We start from the raw sequence: 13,861 nt of genomic DNA, 5'->3' as shown, positions 1-13,861 counted from the left end.
CGGCGACGGCCGTGCGGATCGCGCCGCGGCTGACTCCGTGCTCGCGCGCGAGGGCGGCGATCGAGCGGCCTTTCTCGGCCGCCATGGCAGCGCGGCGACCGCCCTTGCTGCCCTTGGCCTCGGCGGCGCGCAGCCCGTCGTAGGTCAGCTCGCGCTGGAGTTCGCCGGCTGGAGGGGGTGGAGGCGACCGGAGGTGCCCGGGTTCTCCTCGAAGACGACCGGGTCCTCGATCCCGGCCTCGTCCAGGACGAGGTTCTGCCGGGCGGTCGACTGCTGGTCGGTCGAGACCCGCTTGTGGACCAGGTTCGCCACTCGTGGGCCCCTTCCGTGCGGAGGATCGAACCCTGTCTGTCGTCAAACCCTGTCAGCAATCACTATCGGGCCTGATCGGATTCGGGCCGCCGCGAACCCCCGGATTGCACGGGTTCATCGGACGCGGCGGCCGCCTGTCGTCAAAATCTCAGCCACGGGCCTCAGACGTGGAGCTCTGGCGGGAAGCCGGTCCAGCGGAGCTCGGCGGGGAGGTGGCCGGTGTCGTTGAAGAGGAGGACCGCCGGGGGACGGTCAGGTGCGTAACGGATGACGGTCAGGGCCGCGTTGGCATGGTTGATGCCCAGCCATCGCCACTTCGGCGCGTCGAGGGCGGCTCGGAGGAGCCAGCCGACGAGGAAGTTGTGGGTGACGACCAGCTCGTGCCGCGGTTCGTCTCCGACGACAGTCCCGGTGAACTCTGCGAGTGCCGTCGCGGCGAGCCCGGGGCCCTGCTCGCGTTCCTCGGCCGTGAACTGGTGCAGGAACTCGATCCAGGCGTCCGCTGCCTCCGGCGGCAGCTCCTCGCGTTCCGGCAGGTAGGGAAGGTAGTCGCCAGCCGCTTCGGAACGACGGCAGGGAACCCCGTCGAGCTGCTCACCGACCAGCCGGGCGGTCTGTTCGGCACGGGCGAGAGGGCCGTGGTGTATCGCCGCCAGCGGGACCCCACGGAGCCGCTCCCCCAGCAGGGCGGCCTGGCGGCGGCCCGCCTCCGTCAATCCACTCTCATCCGGCGATGCCTCGCCGTGACGGGCGATGTAGAGGTAACGGGCGGCCGTACCGGTCATGGATGCGTCCTCCAGTGAAGTCGATCTTGCGGACTCATGGAAGGACGCCGACCCACGCAGACCGGTTCCACGAAGGGGGGAGTCGGGCCTCAAGCGGGGCCGAGGCGCTGAAGCTGTAGCGGCCGAGCACTCGCCTGCGTGACCTGCTGATGGACAGCGGTGTCCTCCCGCGGGTCGACCGGCAGCTCATGCTCTACCAACGCTGGCTGACCGAACGGCTCGCTCCCGTCGAAGACCCCGAACACCGTCAGCTTCTCCGTTACTTCGCCACCTGGCACCAGATGCGGCGCCTGCGGACCAAGGCGGAGAAGGGACCGCTGGGACGCTCCCGGACCAACCACACCAAGCAGGAAGTCACCCAGGCCGGTGCCTTCCTCGCATGGCTCGCCGGCCGAGGATGTGCAATCGGGCAGTGCCGGCAGGCCGACATCGACGCCTGGCATACCGAGAGCCTGGCAACCCGCCGTCCGTCCCAGTCATTCCTGCGGTGGTGCATGAAGACCAGCCGGATGCCCCGCCTCACGCTGCCGCCGGCGGTCGTCACCCAGGATGCGGAACCGCTGCACCAGCACCGCCGGCTCGCGATCCTCCGCCGGGTCCTCAACGACGAATCCTTGGCCCTGCGGGCCCGGGTCGCCGCCGCGCTCGTTCTCCTCTACGCGCAACCCGTCAGCCGTATCGTCCGCCTCACCATCGACGACGTCACCGACGACGAGACCACCGACACCGCCCTGCTGGGAGACCCGCCGTCCCCGCTGCCACAACCCGTCGCCGACCTGATGCGGGCCTACATCCAGTCCCGGCAACACCTGTCGGTGACCGCCGGGAACGGTTTGGCCAACGCCTCACACCACCGATGCCCGGAAAGGATCAGTGGGATTGATCTCCGCGTCGTCGAAGAGTCGCTCCAACGCCTCATGACCCTGGTGCTTGCGGAAGTCGATCTCGGTGGCCGTCACAGGCAGGGTCCACAGGATGCGGGCATGCCCACCAGGCAGTGAACAGTGCTCAAGGTCAGGCCCGTGGAGATAGGGCAGGCTGATGAGCAGGTGATCGCAGGTCGAGCCAGGCACCCATGGTTCACCGATCGGCATGCTGTGCTCAAGGTCGAGCTGGTGCCCTCCGCAATGGTAGTAGGCGATCATGGCCATGAGGTCGATGAACCGCTGGTCGCGGACGTGGGCGGTCATGACGAACTCAAGCCCATGACCGTCCTTCTCCATGGCGGCCCAGCATCCGGCGGTCACATAGGCCCAACTGTCGCTGCGCGGACCAGGGCCCACAACGAGAACCCGTAGGTCGGGCACGGCCTCGCGCCGGTCCGGCCCCAGGTCCCGGACAACGACCTCCACGGAATGTCCCTCGAAGAACGCCCGGACATGTGACTCAACGGCCTCCGCGGCCTGCAGCCTCGCATCACTCACCGCGCGATCATGCCAGACCACAACCAACCGGCCTGACCTCTTACCCAGCGTCATGACTCGTGGGCATCCGCCCCGAATACGCGACACCGAGACATGCGGGCCTACCAGTCCCGGGGTCGATGTCCCTCACCATGATTGGTCGCTGACCCGTCCTCGGACTAGGGTGCACCAGTCCGTGTCAACCCCCCTCGTACGGGCAGCGAAGGCGAAACAGCGATGACCCAGCAGACTTCCGCGGTCGGCCCTGTCCCGGGGCCGCGCCCCGAGGTGGTTCCGGACACCGAGGTGGAGACTCGCCGCATCGAGGCGGTCCGCCGTTACGACATCCTGGACACGCCGCCCGACGGGGCGTTCGACCGGGTGGCGGCGCTGGCCGCCCGGCTCTTCGACGTGCCGGTGGCGACGGTCACGATCGTGGACACCGACCGCATCTGGTTCAAGGCCACCCACGGCCTGGACGGTGTGAAGGAGATAGGCCGCGATCCGGGACTGTGCGGCTCGGCCGTCCTGCGCGACGAGACGCTCGTGATCCCCGACACGCTGCTCGATCCGGTCGCGGCGGACAACCCGCTCGTGGCAGGCGAGATGGGAGTGCGCTTCTACGCCGCGGCCCCGATCGTCACCGGTGACGGACACCGATTGGGCACGGTCAACATCCTCGACACCAAGCCGCGCTCCATCACCCGGGCCGACACCGCCACCCTCGCCGACCTGGCCTCGATCGTGATGGACGAGCTGGAACTGCGGCTGTCCGCCCTGCGGGCCCTGCGACACGAGCAGGAGCGGCGCGAGGCCGAGCGCCGTCAGGCGGAGGCGGAACGCGCACGAGCGGAAGCGGAGCACGCAAGGGCCGAGGCGGAGAGCGCGGCACGGAAACGTGCGGAGCAGGACCGAGCCGCGATCGCCGCCTTCGCCTCGACGCTCCAGCGCGCCCTGCTGCCCCCGGTGCTACCGACCGCCGACGGTCTCGAACTGGCCTGCCACTACCACGCGGCCTCCGTGTACGAGGTGGGCGGGGACTTCTACGACGTCTTCCCCCTCGACGACGACCGCTGGGTGTTCTTCCTGGGTGACGTATGCGGCAAGGGCACTGAGGCGGCGACCGTCACCTCGCTGGCCCGTCACACTCTGCGGGCGGCCGCCCGGGTCGACTGCGACCCCGCCGGGGTCCTGTCCGCGCTGAACACGGTCCTGCTCACCGATGTCGCCGCCGGCAGCCGCTTCTGCACTGCCGTCTTCGGCCTGCTCACACCCGAGGAGACCGGCGGGTTCGAGGTCACGATCGCCACCGGAGGCCACCCCCCTGTCTACCACCTGCGTCCGGACCACGAGGGTGCGACGTGGGTGCGGGCGGTACGGCCCAAAGGAGGGATGCTCGTGGGCGCGTTCCCCGAGGCGCGGTTCGCCCAGGTCGCCTTCCGGCTGGCCCCGGGGGAAGCGCTGCTCCTCTACACGGACGGTCTGATCGAGGCGCATACCGCTCAGGGCGTCATGTTGGGTAACGAGGGACTGACCGGCTTTCTGCACCAGCGCACCGGGCCGGTCAGCGCCACCGCCCTGGTGCGGGACACCGTCGCCCTGCTGGAGACGCTGCCCGGCGGGGCCGCGGACGACGTCGCCGTCCTGGCGCTGTCGGTCCCGGTCGAGCGGTGAGAGGAGGGACGACGACATGATCGACGACGTCGAGATGACCTTCGAGAAGCCTCGTGAAGGGGTCGTACTCGCCGCTCTCATCGGTGACCTGGACCAGCGGAGCGGCCGTGGGTTGCGCGACCGGGTCGCGGACCTCGTCCGGGGCGAACCCGTTCACCTGGTTCTGGACCTGTCCCGTATCGGCTTCTGCGACTCAACCGGCCTGAGCGTCCTGATCGGGATCTGGCACCTCATGCGTCAGTCGGGCGGTTCGCTCGCCGTGGTCGGCGTGCCGACCCGCCTGCAGCGCATGCTCACCCTCACCGGCGTGGACGAGATCCTTCCGGTGCATCCCACGGCTGCCGACGCCGTGCGAGCGGGGCCGGCAGGGCCGTCCTGACGCGACCCGCGCGCATCAGGCACTCCCGACGGGAGACGGCGGCGGTGGCACCGTGTCCCGGGGCGGCGCGACCTGCCGCCGTGGGAAAGGACCGGGCGTCGGGAGCCGGACACGCCGCCGAACGGATCCTGGCGACACCGCAGGCCGCTCGCCGCGCTCACCTGACGTAGGCGATCCGGCTCACCCACTGGGGCAGCGTGAGCGAGGCGGCCACGGCTCCGCGGGCGGAACCGCGTGCACGGTGCCGGTGGCGTGAGCGGTGACAGGGCCCGGCCAGGCCGGGCATGTGCGACAGCTGCTGCCGGCCGGTGCGGCGCGCCAGGGCGTCGCGGAGAGAGGTCAGGTGTGCGGCCACGGCCGCCAGACAGTCGTGCTCGTCCCGGCAGGTGGAACAGGTCGCCAGATGGGTGCCGACGGCGCTCGCGTCAGCGGGCTCCAGGACATTGAGTGCGTGTCCGGCCAGCAGGTCGCAGATCGTGCGGCAGTCCTGGGAGGGAGCGAGCATGGTGGGGTTTCCCTTCGTGCGGGGTGAGAATCGCGCAGCCGGCGCCACGAGAGTCGGGAGTGAGCGTGGTCGGAGGACGCCGAGAAGGTCCGGCCGAGCGCGACCGACGACAACGGAGCCGGTACACGGCTGGTGCACTCGTACGGAAGCTCCGTCCATGACCTCACCATCGCCCGGGAACGGCCGCTTGCGCGTCGTCCCCGTGCAGCGATTCCCGGGTACCACGGTCGCGGTACGCGGTGGACCGTCCTACGTCCGCGACGCGGCACGCTCCCCGCCGAGCCGTACCGACGTTCACCCGGACACTGATGGGCGAGTCACTGCCGCCCTGCGCTGACCAGGCCGCACTGGTAGGCGATGACCACGAGCTGGGCCCGATCCCGGGCGGCCAGCTTGGTCATCGCCCGGTTGACGTGGGTCTTGGCGGTCAGTGGGCTGACGAACAGGCGGGCGGCGATCTCGTCGTTCGACAGCCCCAGCGCGACAAGCCCCACGACGTCGCGTTCCCGTCGCGTCAGGCACTCCAGCCGTTCGTGCACCGCTGCCGAGCACGATTCCGGCTGCGCCAGAAACCGCCTGATCAGCCCTTGCGTCGCAGCGGGGGACAGCAGCGCGTCCCCCGCTGCGACGGTGCGGACCGCGTCGAGCAGTTCCTCGGGCAGGGCCCCCTTGCCGAGGAAGCCGCTCGCGCCCGACCGCAGTGCTTCTGCGACGTACTCGTCGTCCTCGAAGGTGGTCAGGATGAGAACCTTCACCTCCGCGAGGTCCTCGTCCCCGCCGATCAGCCGTGTGGCGACGAGGCCGTCCATCTCGGGCATGCGGATGTCCATCAGGATGACGTCCGGTCGCCGTGTCCTCGCCAGCTCCACTGCCTCGCGGCCGTTGGACGCCTCGCCCACGGTCCTCATGTCGTCGGCGGAATCGAACAGCATCCTGAAGGTGCCCCGCAGCAGGGCCTGGTCGTCGGCGAGCAGTACGCGGATCGTCATGCCGGACTCTCCTCGGCGGTCCGCCCGAGCGGTGCTCCCGTTGCCGGACTCGGCCGCAGCGGCAGTTCGGCGATGACGGTGAAGCCCCCGTCGGGGCGTGCTGCCGCCTCCAGTTCTCCCCCGACGCTCGCTGCACGCTCGCGCATCCCGATCAGCCCGTGTCCGGTCCCCGGGCGGGGCTCGGGCGGCCGTCGTGCGCCCCCGTCGTCCTCGACGGTGATCGTCAGCCATTGAGGCCGGTAGTGCAGGTGGAGGCGGGCGTGATCGGCCCCGGCGTGCTTGCGCACATTGGTCAGAGCCTCCTGCACGATGCGGTACGCGGTCACGTCCACCGCCGGCGCCAACGGCTCGGCCATGCCATGCCGCGTGTGCCTGACCGACAGTCCGGCACGCTCGAAGGACGCCAGCAGCGCCGGCACCTGCGCCAGGCCCGGCATCGGATCCCGGGGCGCCTCCATGTCACCGGACTGCCGCAGGAGGCTCACGGTCACCCGCAGCTCGTCCAGCGCGGACCGGCTGGTGTCCCGGATACCCTCCAGAGCGGTGACCAACTGCTCCGGCCGCCGCTCCACCAGATGGACGGCGACACCTGCCTGCGCGTTGATCAGGGCGATGTGGTGCGCGACGACGTCGTGCAGCTCGCGTGCGATCCGGACCCGCTCGGCCGCCACTCGCTGCCGTGCCTCCTGTTCACGGGTCCGCTCCGCGTGCTCCGCCCGTTCCTCCACGGCCGCCACGTACGCGCGGCGTGAGCGGACCCCGTCTCCCACGGCGGCGGGCAGAGCCGTCCAGGCCAGCATCGCCGCGTTGTCCGGGGCCAGCCACGAGCCAGGGGCCGACACGATGGCTGCTCCCACCAGCAGGGCAGCCGAGGCGGACGCGACGATCCAGGTGGTCCGCCGGTCTGTCCGGGCGGCCACGGTGTAGACGGACACCATGACGGGGCTCGTGACCAGCGGGCTCTCCCGAACCCCCAGTACCTGGAAAACGACCCCGCAGGCGACCGCGGTGACCAGTACGCCGAACGGGTGGCGACGACGCCACAGCAAGGCGTAGCACCCGACCGCCGCCACCACCACGGCAGGCCAACGGAACGAGATCCGGTGCTCGTGCGGGACGACGGAGGCGGCCACGACCGACATCACGAAGAGCATGACCGGCCCCAGCACGTCCATCGTGCCGCCCCCGGCTCCCGCTCCCCGCCGCCAACCGTGGATCACTGCCATGCCACCACGGTAGGGGCGATGTCCGAGTGCTGCCGGATTGTCGTCGCCGGCCATCGCCCGACCGCCTTGCCGCAGGAGCCCGGTGGACCATGGGCAGTGAGCCCCGAACGCCGGGCGCGTGGCGCGAGCCCTCACGACCTTGTCCGGGACCGAACGGCTTTCAGGGCAGTGGGGCGCCGCGTGCGGTGATCCACAAGTCGTACCACTCCTCGTGAGTGAGGTCCGGCTCGCGGAACACCGCGTCCTCGCAGGCGCTGATGCGCTCGGGGCGGGTGGTGCCGACGACGGGGGTGATGCCCGCCGGGTGGCGTTGGAGCCACCACAGGACGATGGTCTCCGGCGTGGTGCCCTTGCGCCGGGCGAGGCCGGCGACGAGCCGGTTCACCCTCGTGTCCGTGCGGGTGGTGAAGCGGCCCCGGGCCAGTGGGCTCCAGGCCTGTAGCCGGATGCCGTTGGCCGCGCACCACTCCAGCGTGCCCGTCGCGAAGCCGTTCCGCGTGGCGTCCGGTGTGTTGAACAGGACGCCCGCCTCCAGCCAGTCCCGCTGGGCGAGGCTCATCTCCAGCTGGTTGACGACCAGCGGGACATCCACGTGGGCCTGGAGCGAGGCGATCTGCGGGCCGCTCATGTTGGAGACGCCGAACCGGCGGACCAGCCCCTGGGCGTGCAGAGCGGCCAGGGCTTCGGCGATCTCGACGGGATCGGCCAAGGGGTCGGGCCGGTGCAGGAGGAGGACGTCCAGGACGTCCGTGCGCAGACGGACGAGGCTCTCCTCGACTCGCCGCAGGATGCCGGCCCCTCGCAGGTCGTAGTACCCGGGCCGGTCTCCGTCGGGCAGCCGGATGCCGCACTTGCTCTGGAGGACGATGCGTTCCCGCAGCCCGCTGCTGCGGGCGAGCACCTCCCCGAAGACGGCCTCCGACTTGCCGTACCGGTAGATGTCGGCGTGGTCGAAAGCCGTGATGCCGGCGGCCAGGGCCGTCTCGATCGCGGTCTCGGCGTGCTGGACGTCCTCGGGTGTGTACGGCTTCGTGTCCCAGCCGCCGCCGAGTCCCATGCAGCCGTGGATCAGCTTGTGCGCGCGTATGTCGGTCTCTGCCGCCATGGTGGTCTCCGTGGTGAGTGCGGGTGGTGGCGGGGCGGTCAGGCGCGAAGGGTGTCGGCGAGCATCTCGGCGACGGCCAGGACCGGCAGCTGTGTGTTGGCGGCGGGCACGGTCGGCAGGATGGAGGCGTCGGCGACGCGCAGGCCTGCCGCACCGTGGACGGCGCCCTGCCCGTCGACGACGGACCACGGGTCCTGGACCGGGCCCATGGCGCAGGTGCCGACAGGATGCCAGTAGGTGCCCACCCGGTCGCGGAGGCCGGCGTCGGACAGCGCCTGGACCGGGGTCGCCTCCGAGGGATCCGCCAGCGGCTTCATGCCCGCGGCGAGTTCCCGCGCCTTCTCCAGACCCGCCCGGACGACGGCGATGTCGCGGCCGGCCGGATCGGTCAGGAAGGCGGGGTCGATCTCGGGGGGCTCCAGGGGATCGGCCGAGCGGAGCCGGACATACCCGCGGGAGACCGGCTTCATCAGGAACGCGGAGACACCGGCCTCGTACTGACCGGGCGGGAGCGTGCCGAACAGCGGCGGGCCGGCCGTGGGCAGAAGATGCAGGTCCCACGCCCCGTCCGGACAGTACTCGCTGGCCGCCCGCACCAGCATGCGGCTGACGTACAGTTCCCCCGCCGACTCCTTGGCCGCCAGCGCCCTGTTCAGGGCGCCCGTGGGCACCAGGGGTACGAAGACACCCGGCTGGTCGGACAGGTTGGCGCCGACGCCCGGCAGATCGACCTCGCAGCGGATCCCGATCTCCTCCAGGTGCGCGGCGGGTCCGATGCCGCTGCGCAGCAGCACGGTGGGGGAGCCGAAGGTACCGGACGCCAGTACGTACGTGTCGGCCTCCAGGGTCACCTGCTCCCCGTCCAGGACGGCGTGCACGCCGACCACCCTGCCCGCGCGTACGGACAGCCGGTCCACCAGGGCGCCGGCGAGGATCGTCAGGCCGGGCCGCGACCGGGTCGCCGGGTCCAGGTAGGCCAAGGCGGCGTTCCGACGCAGTCCGTCGACCGAGTTGAGCAGCGGCCGGCCGTAGCCGGGGCGGCCGGGCACGCCCATGTCCACCTCCCGGTGGCCGAGTTCGCGCGCCGCCTCCAGGGCGGCCGAGGTCCAGGCGGAGAGCTCGTTGTCCGGAACGGTGCGCAGCCCCATGCGCTCCACGGCCCGGAGCCGGTACGGCTCCAGCGCGCCGGCCGACCATCGCTCACCGCCGGCGTGGGTCCACTCCGCGTGGTCGGCGTGCGAACCCCACGTGTTCCAGGCGCCGTTGATGCACGACGAGCCGCCCAGGACCCGGGCCCGGATGCGGTAGAACGCGGTGTGCCGCTCCCACACGTCGTCGCGTGGCAGGGCACGGGCGTTCAGGATCTTCTCCGGCCACTCCTGCTGCCGCGGTCCGTAGTCGGGGCCCGCCTCCACGAGGCACACGGACCGGCCGGCATCCTCGGTGAGGCGGGCCGCCAGTACGCATCCGGCCACTCCGCCACCGAGGATGACGACGTCGTAGCCGGACCGGATGGATGCACTTGTCATGGTCGCTCCGTCGGGATGTCGTCGCCGGAGGTCCGGCGGGAATGGACCGGCTGGGCGGGGAAGGGACGAACGGCGGCACCGAGGTCGCGCGGGGGCCCGACCCCGAGTTCGGCGAGGAGCAGACGCCGTTCGATGTCCGGGGCCGTCACCGGATCCGGCGCCCTCCAGCGCCGGAGTGCCGTACCGCCGTGACCGGTTCGCGGTGCGGGGACGGTTCGCCGCCGGTGATGTCGAGGTAGGTGACGCCCAGCGCCGCGGGCTCGTCCAGGCAGCGGCGCAGCCCCTCGGACGTCAGCTCCCGGTGTCCGTCGAAGACGGCATCCTGCCAGACGTCGCAGTAGCCGCAGCGGGCGTTGCGGCGGAAGGTGAGGTACAGCCGGGCATGACGGAAACGGGTGGGTGCTGCGGCCACGGGGGCTCCTCCCATGTGCGACATCAGTCGGCCGGAGTTCCGGCGAACGCGGACGCCAGCAGGCGCGCTCCCTCGCGCACCCCCCGGACCGCGATCCTCTCGGTGGCGGGCAGTGTCGCCAGCACCTCACTGGCGAGGCAGGCGTTCACCGGGCGGGAGGCGTAGCGGGTGCGGGCCCGCGGCACCGGTGCCACCAGGTCCGCGGGTGCTCCCAGTGCCCGGGCGATGACGGTGGCCCACTGCGCGCGCGTGACGCGGTCGGGGCCGCCCAGGTGCAGCACGGGTGGCAGCGGGTGCCCGGCGTGCAGGAGGGCCGCCGTCACCTCGGCCACGTCGTCCAGGAGCACCGGTGTCGTCCAGTGGTCGTCAGGTGCTTCGATCCGCTCGCCGCGCCGCAGCCGGTGGGCGCAGGCGGCGAAGAAGTTCAGCCACTTTCCCGCGTCGGCCGGCTCATGGCCGTAGACGAGGCTGACCCGCAGGGCCACCGCCCGGGCGGCCTTGGCGAGCAGTGCCTCCTCGGCCCTCACCTTCGCCCGGCCGTAGGCGTTCGCCGGCGACACGGGGGTGCCCTCGGTGTGGTGTGCCGAGTCGCCGGCGAAGACGTTGTCGGTGGAGATCATGACGATGCGCGTGTCCGGCGCCAGGCCGGCGAAGGTGTCCGCCACCGTGACATGCGCCGCGCGTGCCTCCTCCGGGTGGTCCTCGCACCAGGTGACGTCGGACGGGCCGTGCACCAGGACGATGCGTCCGGGACGCAGGCGGTCGAGCAGCCGCCGGCAGGCCTCGGCGTCGGTGGCGTCGAGGGCGGCCCAGCGGGCTCCGTACCCGTCGGGCGGCAGCAGGGGAGGGCGGCGCGAGACGAGGGTCACGGGATCACCCGTCGCCGCCAGACGCCGGGCGATCCCGCCGCCCACCAGGCCGCTGCCCACGACGAGGACCGGCTCACCGGTCATGACGCCCCCTGGGAGAAGGGCACCGGTGTCCGCTCCGCCAGCAGCCGGCCCGCGCCGATCAGTCCGTGGTCGTCATCGGCGACGCCGAGCGACACCATCGCGTCGATCTGCCCGGGATCGAGGCCGAAGCAGCCCAGCCGCACCAACTCGGCGACCAGCAGGCGCCGGTACGGTTCACCGATCGCCAGGGCGAAGCCGCCCATCAGGATGTAGCGGCACACCCCGACCGACGCGAACACGCCGGCGACCGCCTGGGCGAGAGGGGTCAGGGTGCCGCGCAGCACCTCCGTGCTGAAGGGGTCACCGGCACGGACCGCCTCCGCGACGGCCCGGTTGTCGATGTGCTCCGCGCGGCCGGCGCACAGCCCGGCGAGCCGGGAGCCGCGGAAGGCGGCCTCGTGGGCGTGCGCGGCCCGGCGCGCCGCGGCCAGCACACCCCGCCCGGAGGCGATGGCGCCCAGGTGGCCGCGGCCCCCGCAGTCACACAGCGGCGCGTCGGGGGACAGGTCGCAGACCCAGTGGCCCAGCTCGCCGCCGTGGCCGTCGGCGTCCACCAGCACCTCGCCGCCCCGGAACACCTTGTTGCCGATGCCGGAGCTGACGGTGAGCAGGCAGAAGTCCCCGGGCTCGGCCGCGGCGTACCGCCAGGCCGCCGCCGTCAGGTCGTTGACCACGACGGCCGGCGTCCCGGTCCGCTCCGTCAGCAGCTCGCCGAGCGGCAGGGGGGCGCCACGCCGTCCCCAGACGGTGGGGGCGGCGAGCACGAGCCCGGCGGCCGTGATCGGCCCGGCGAACGCCACGCCCAGCGCCCGCGGCGGCCTTCCCCCCGTGTGCGCGGCGACCTCGCGCACGATCTGGTCCAGCACCCGCCGCTGGAGCACCGGCACCGGTGCGCCGGGGTCCCGGTGCATGCCGTCGACCGGTACCCGGCGCACCCGGGACAGGGTTTCCGTCGCGGGGTCGTAGGCGCCCACCCGCAGCGTGGTGCCGCCCACGTCGAGCACGGTGAAGGCGTCGTCAGCCTGCACGCCGCTCATCCAGTTCCTCCTCGAAGACGAGCAGCCGCAGATCCCGCTCACAGTCGTTGAGCAGGCCGTGCTCGCCGTAGGCGTCGTTGACGACGACATCGCCGGGGCCCACCCGGAACTCCGCGCCGTCCCGGTACATCAGTCCGCTGCCGTCCAGCACGATGTAGGTCTCGCGGTCGGCGCCGTGCCGGTGCCGGCCGATCGAGGTACCCGGCGGCAGGACCGCCAGGTCGATGAAGTCGGCACCCGGCGAGCCGGGCCGGCGAGCGAAGACGCGGTGCGCGAGGATCGTGCCGAGACCGCCGTGGTCCCGCTCCTTGCCGGCCAGCAGTTCCCTCAGGTTGACCACGGCCTCAGGCATCGCACCGCTCCCCGTCCGCGGCCAGCGCCTCCAGCGCGGCCACCAGGACGTCCCCGGGCACGTCCTCGAGGTCCTCCACGAAGGCCGCCTTGCCGACACCCGTCGGTACGACGAGGTGCAGCTTGCGGCCCCGGCGCTGCCAGGAGGCACGCAGGGCCTGCGTCATCAGCTCCGGTGTGCAGGTACCGGGATCGAACACCGGCAGCCCGATCCGCCGCAGCAGCCGGACGACGCGGTCGCAGGTCTCGTCGTCCGCCAGGCCGAGGAGCCGCGCGAGGTGCGCGGACAGCGCCATGTCGACGGCGACCGCCTCGCCGTGCCCCAGGCGATGGCCGCCGGCCGTCTCGACGACCGGGCTGAAGGTGTGGCCGAAGTCGACGAGGCGGGCCAGGTCGTGCTCGTGGAGGTTGGGGCAGAGTTCCTCCATCATCAGGCGCATCGACGTGCGCAGGATGTAGTTCTCCAGATGACCGTGCGCACGGCCCGGGTGGCCTACGCCGCCCGGGCGCCGGAACGCGTCCGGGTGCTGTTCCAGCGTCCGGAACAGGTCCTCGTCCAGGATCACGGCCATCTTCACGATCTCGGCGAGCCCGCAGCGGATCTCCCGGGGCGGGAGCGTCGCGAGGAAGGCGGGGTCGTTCAGGGAGGCGTGGGCCGGGTGGTAGGCGCCGAACATGTTCTTCGTCCGGAGGGCGTTGACACCGGTCTTGACACCGACGCCGACGTCCACCTGACCCACGAGGGTGGTGTTGACCTTGATGTAGCGGATGCCCCGGGCGTAGATGGACGCGGCGAAGCCGACCACGTCGGCGACGATGCCACCGCCGACGGCGAGCATCACCCCGTGCCGGTCCAGCCCGTCCGCCTTGGCGAGGGCGCAGACGTGCTCCGCCGCGGCGAGCGTCTTGTGGCGTTCTCCGGTGGGTATCACGTGCAGGGTCCACTGGCCGGGCCGGGCGTGTGCGTCCAGATAGGCGCGCAGCCGGTCGCCGTGGAGCCGGTCGACGGTGGGGCTGACGAAGGTCACGACCCGGCGGGACCCGAGGTGGTCGGCGAGCAGGGTGTTGTGCGGGTCGAGCACCCCGGTGGCGAGGTCGACCCGGTACCTGGTGCCGTCCGGTGCTCTCAGGTCGAAACCGCCGGGATCCTCGCGGACCCCCGCCGGATGGTCGACCCGATCAAGAACCTGGCCTGACATCT

Annotated in this window: 15 protein-coding genes; 2 read left to right on the top strand and 13 right to left on the bottom strand. The window is 71.8% G+C overall.

Translation table 11 applies throughout. The features are described 5' to 3' along the window. Nucleotides 1–144: 144 nt before the first annotated feature. From ACF1BE_RS15580 to ACF1BE_RS15570, 3 genes are all read right to left on the bottom strand, one after another. Nucleotides 145–312, bottom strand: coding sequence for a hypothetical protein (locus ACF1BE_RS15580; protein ID WP_392199549.1), 168 nt, complete (start codon nt 310–312; stop codon nt 145–147). A 161-nt stretch (nt 313–473) separates the two neighbouring features. Next, complete coding sequence (locus tag ACF1BE_RS15575) at nt 474–1,097, bottom strand: histidine phosphatase family protein (RefSeq protein ID WP_392199548.1); 624 nt, start codon at nt 1,095–1,097, stop codon at nt 474–476. Between the two features lie 845 nt (nt 1,098–1,942). Next, nucleotides 1,943–2,575, bottom strand: a complete 633-nt coding sequence (locus ACF1BE_RS15570; RefSeq protein ID WP_392199547.1) for a suppressor of fused domain protein — start codon at nt 2,573–2,575, stop codon at nt 1,943–1,945. Nucleotides 2,576–2,737: 162 nt separating this feature from the next. Here ACF1BE_RS15570 and ACF1BE_RS15565 point away from each other — a divergent pair, with 162 nt between their 5' ends. Continuing rightward, nucleotides 2,738–4,174, top strand: a complete 1,437-nt coding sequence (locus tag ACF1BE_RS15565) for a PP2C family protein-serine/threonine phosphatase (protein ID WP_392199546.1) — start codon at nt 2,738–2,740, stop codon at nt 4,172–4,174. A 16-nt stretch (nt 4,175–4,190) separates the two neighbouring features. Next, nucleotides 4,191–4,553, top strand: coding sequence for an STAS domain-containing protein (locus ACF1BE_RS15560; RefSeq protein WP_392199545.1), 363 nt, complete (start codon nt 4,191–4,193; stop codon nt 4,551–4,553). Between the two features lie 157 nt (nt 4,554–4,710). Here ACF1BE_RS15560 and ACF1BE_RS15555 read toward each other — a convergent pair whose 3' ends face one another. The 10 genes from ACF1BE_RS15555 to ACF1BE_RS15510 form a co-directional block, all read right to left on the bottom strand. Next, complete coding sequence (locus ACF1BE_RS15555; protein WP_392199544.1) at nt 4,711–5,058, bottom strand: zf-HC2 domain-containing protein; 348 nt, start codon at nt 5,056–5,058, stop codon at nt 4,711–4,713. Nucleotides 5,059–5,375: 317 nt separating this feature from the next. Then, the gene (locus tag ACF1BE_RS15550; RefSeq protein WP_392199543.1) at nt 5,376–6,047 is read right to left on the bottom strand and encodes a response regulator; all 672 of its coding nucleotides are present in this window, start codon (nt 6,045–6,047) and stop codon (nt 5,376–5,378) included. Further along, on the bottom strand, nt 6,044–7,273 hold the full coding sequence (locus tag ACF1BE_RS15545) for a sensor histidine kinase (RefSeq protein ID WP_392199542.1): 1,230 nt from the start codon (nt 7,271–7,273) through the stop codon (nt 6,044–6,046). Before ACF1BE_RS15545 ends, ACF1BE_RS15550 begins: the two co-directional genes overlap by 4 nt. 160 nt (nt 7,274–7,433) lie before the next feature. Continuing rightward, the gene (locus ACF1BE_RS15540; RefSeq protein ID WP_392199541.1) at nt 7,434–8,378 is read right to left on the bottom strand and encodes an aldo/keto reductase family oxidoreductase; all 945 of its coding nucleotides are present in this window, start codon (nt 8,376–8,378) and stop codon (nt 7,434–7,436) included. Nucleotides 8,379–8,416: 38 nt separating this feature from the next. Beyond that, nucleotides 8,417–9,907 (bottom strand): GMC family oxidoreductase, encoded by a 1,491-nt coding sequence (locus ACF1BE_RS15535; RefSeq protein ID WP_392199540.1) that lies wholly within the window; start codon nt 9,905–9,907, stop codon nt 8,417–8,419. A gap of 145 nt (nt 9,908–10,052) precedes the next feature. Continuing rightward, nucleotides 10,053–10,319 (bottom strand): hypothetical protein, encoded by a 267-nt coding sequence (locus tag ACF1BE_RS15530; RefSeq protein WP_392199539.1) that lies wholly within the window; start codon nt 10,317–10,319, stop codon nt 10,053–10,055. Between the two features lie 23 nt (nt 10,320–10,342). After that, the gene (locus ACF1BE_RS15525) at nt 10,343–11,272 is read right to left on the bottom strand and encodes a sugar nucleotide-binding protein (protein ID WP_392199538.1); all 930 of its coding nucleotides are present in this window, start codon (nt 11,270–11,272) and stop codon (nt 10,343–10,345) included. Further along, nucleotides 11,269–12,309 carry an ROK family protein gene (locus tag ACF1BE_RS15520; RefSeq protein ID WP_392199537.1) on the bottom strand — a complete coding sequence of 347 codons (1,041 nt, stop codon included), beginning with the start codon at nt 12,307–12,309 and terminating at the stop codon, nt 11,269–11,271. Before ACF1BE_RS15520 ends, ACF1BE_RS15525 begins: the two co-directional genes overlap by 4 nt. Then, nucleotides 12,290–12,661 carry a cupin domain-containing protein gene (locus ACF1BE_RS15515; RefSeq protein WP_392199536.1) on the bottom strand — a complete coding sequence of 124 codons (372 nt, stop codon included), beginning with the start codon at nt 12,659–12,661 and terminating at the stop codon, nt 12,290–12,292. The genes ACF1BE_RS15520 and ACF1BE_RS15515 overlap by 20 nt, the downstream gene beginning before the upstream one ends. Beyond that, nucleotides 12,654–13,859 carry a sedoheptulose 7-phosphate cyclase gene (locus ACF1BE_RS15510; protein ID WP_392199535.1) on the bottom strand — a complete coding sequence of 402 codons (1,206 nt, stop codon included), beginning with the start codon at nt 13,857–13,859 and terminating at the stop codon, nt 12,654–12,656. Before ACF1BE_RS15510 ends, ACF1BE_RS15515 begins: the two co-directional genes overlap by 8 nt. Nucleotides 13,860–13,861: the final 2 nt, after the last annotated feature.

Origin of the sequence: Streptomyces sp. NPDC014991 (genome assembly GCF_043080665.1) — a bacterium.
Classification (GTDB): Bacteria; Actinomycetota; Actinomycetes; order Streptomycetales; family Streptomycetaceae; genus Streptomyces.
This window is presented reverse-complemented; position numbering and strand designations above follow the sequence as displayed.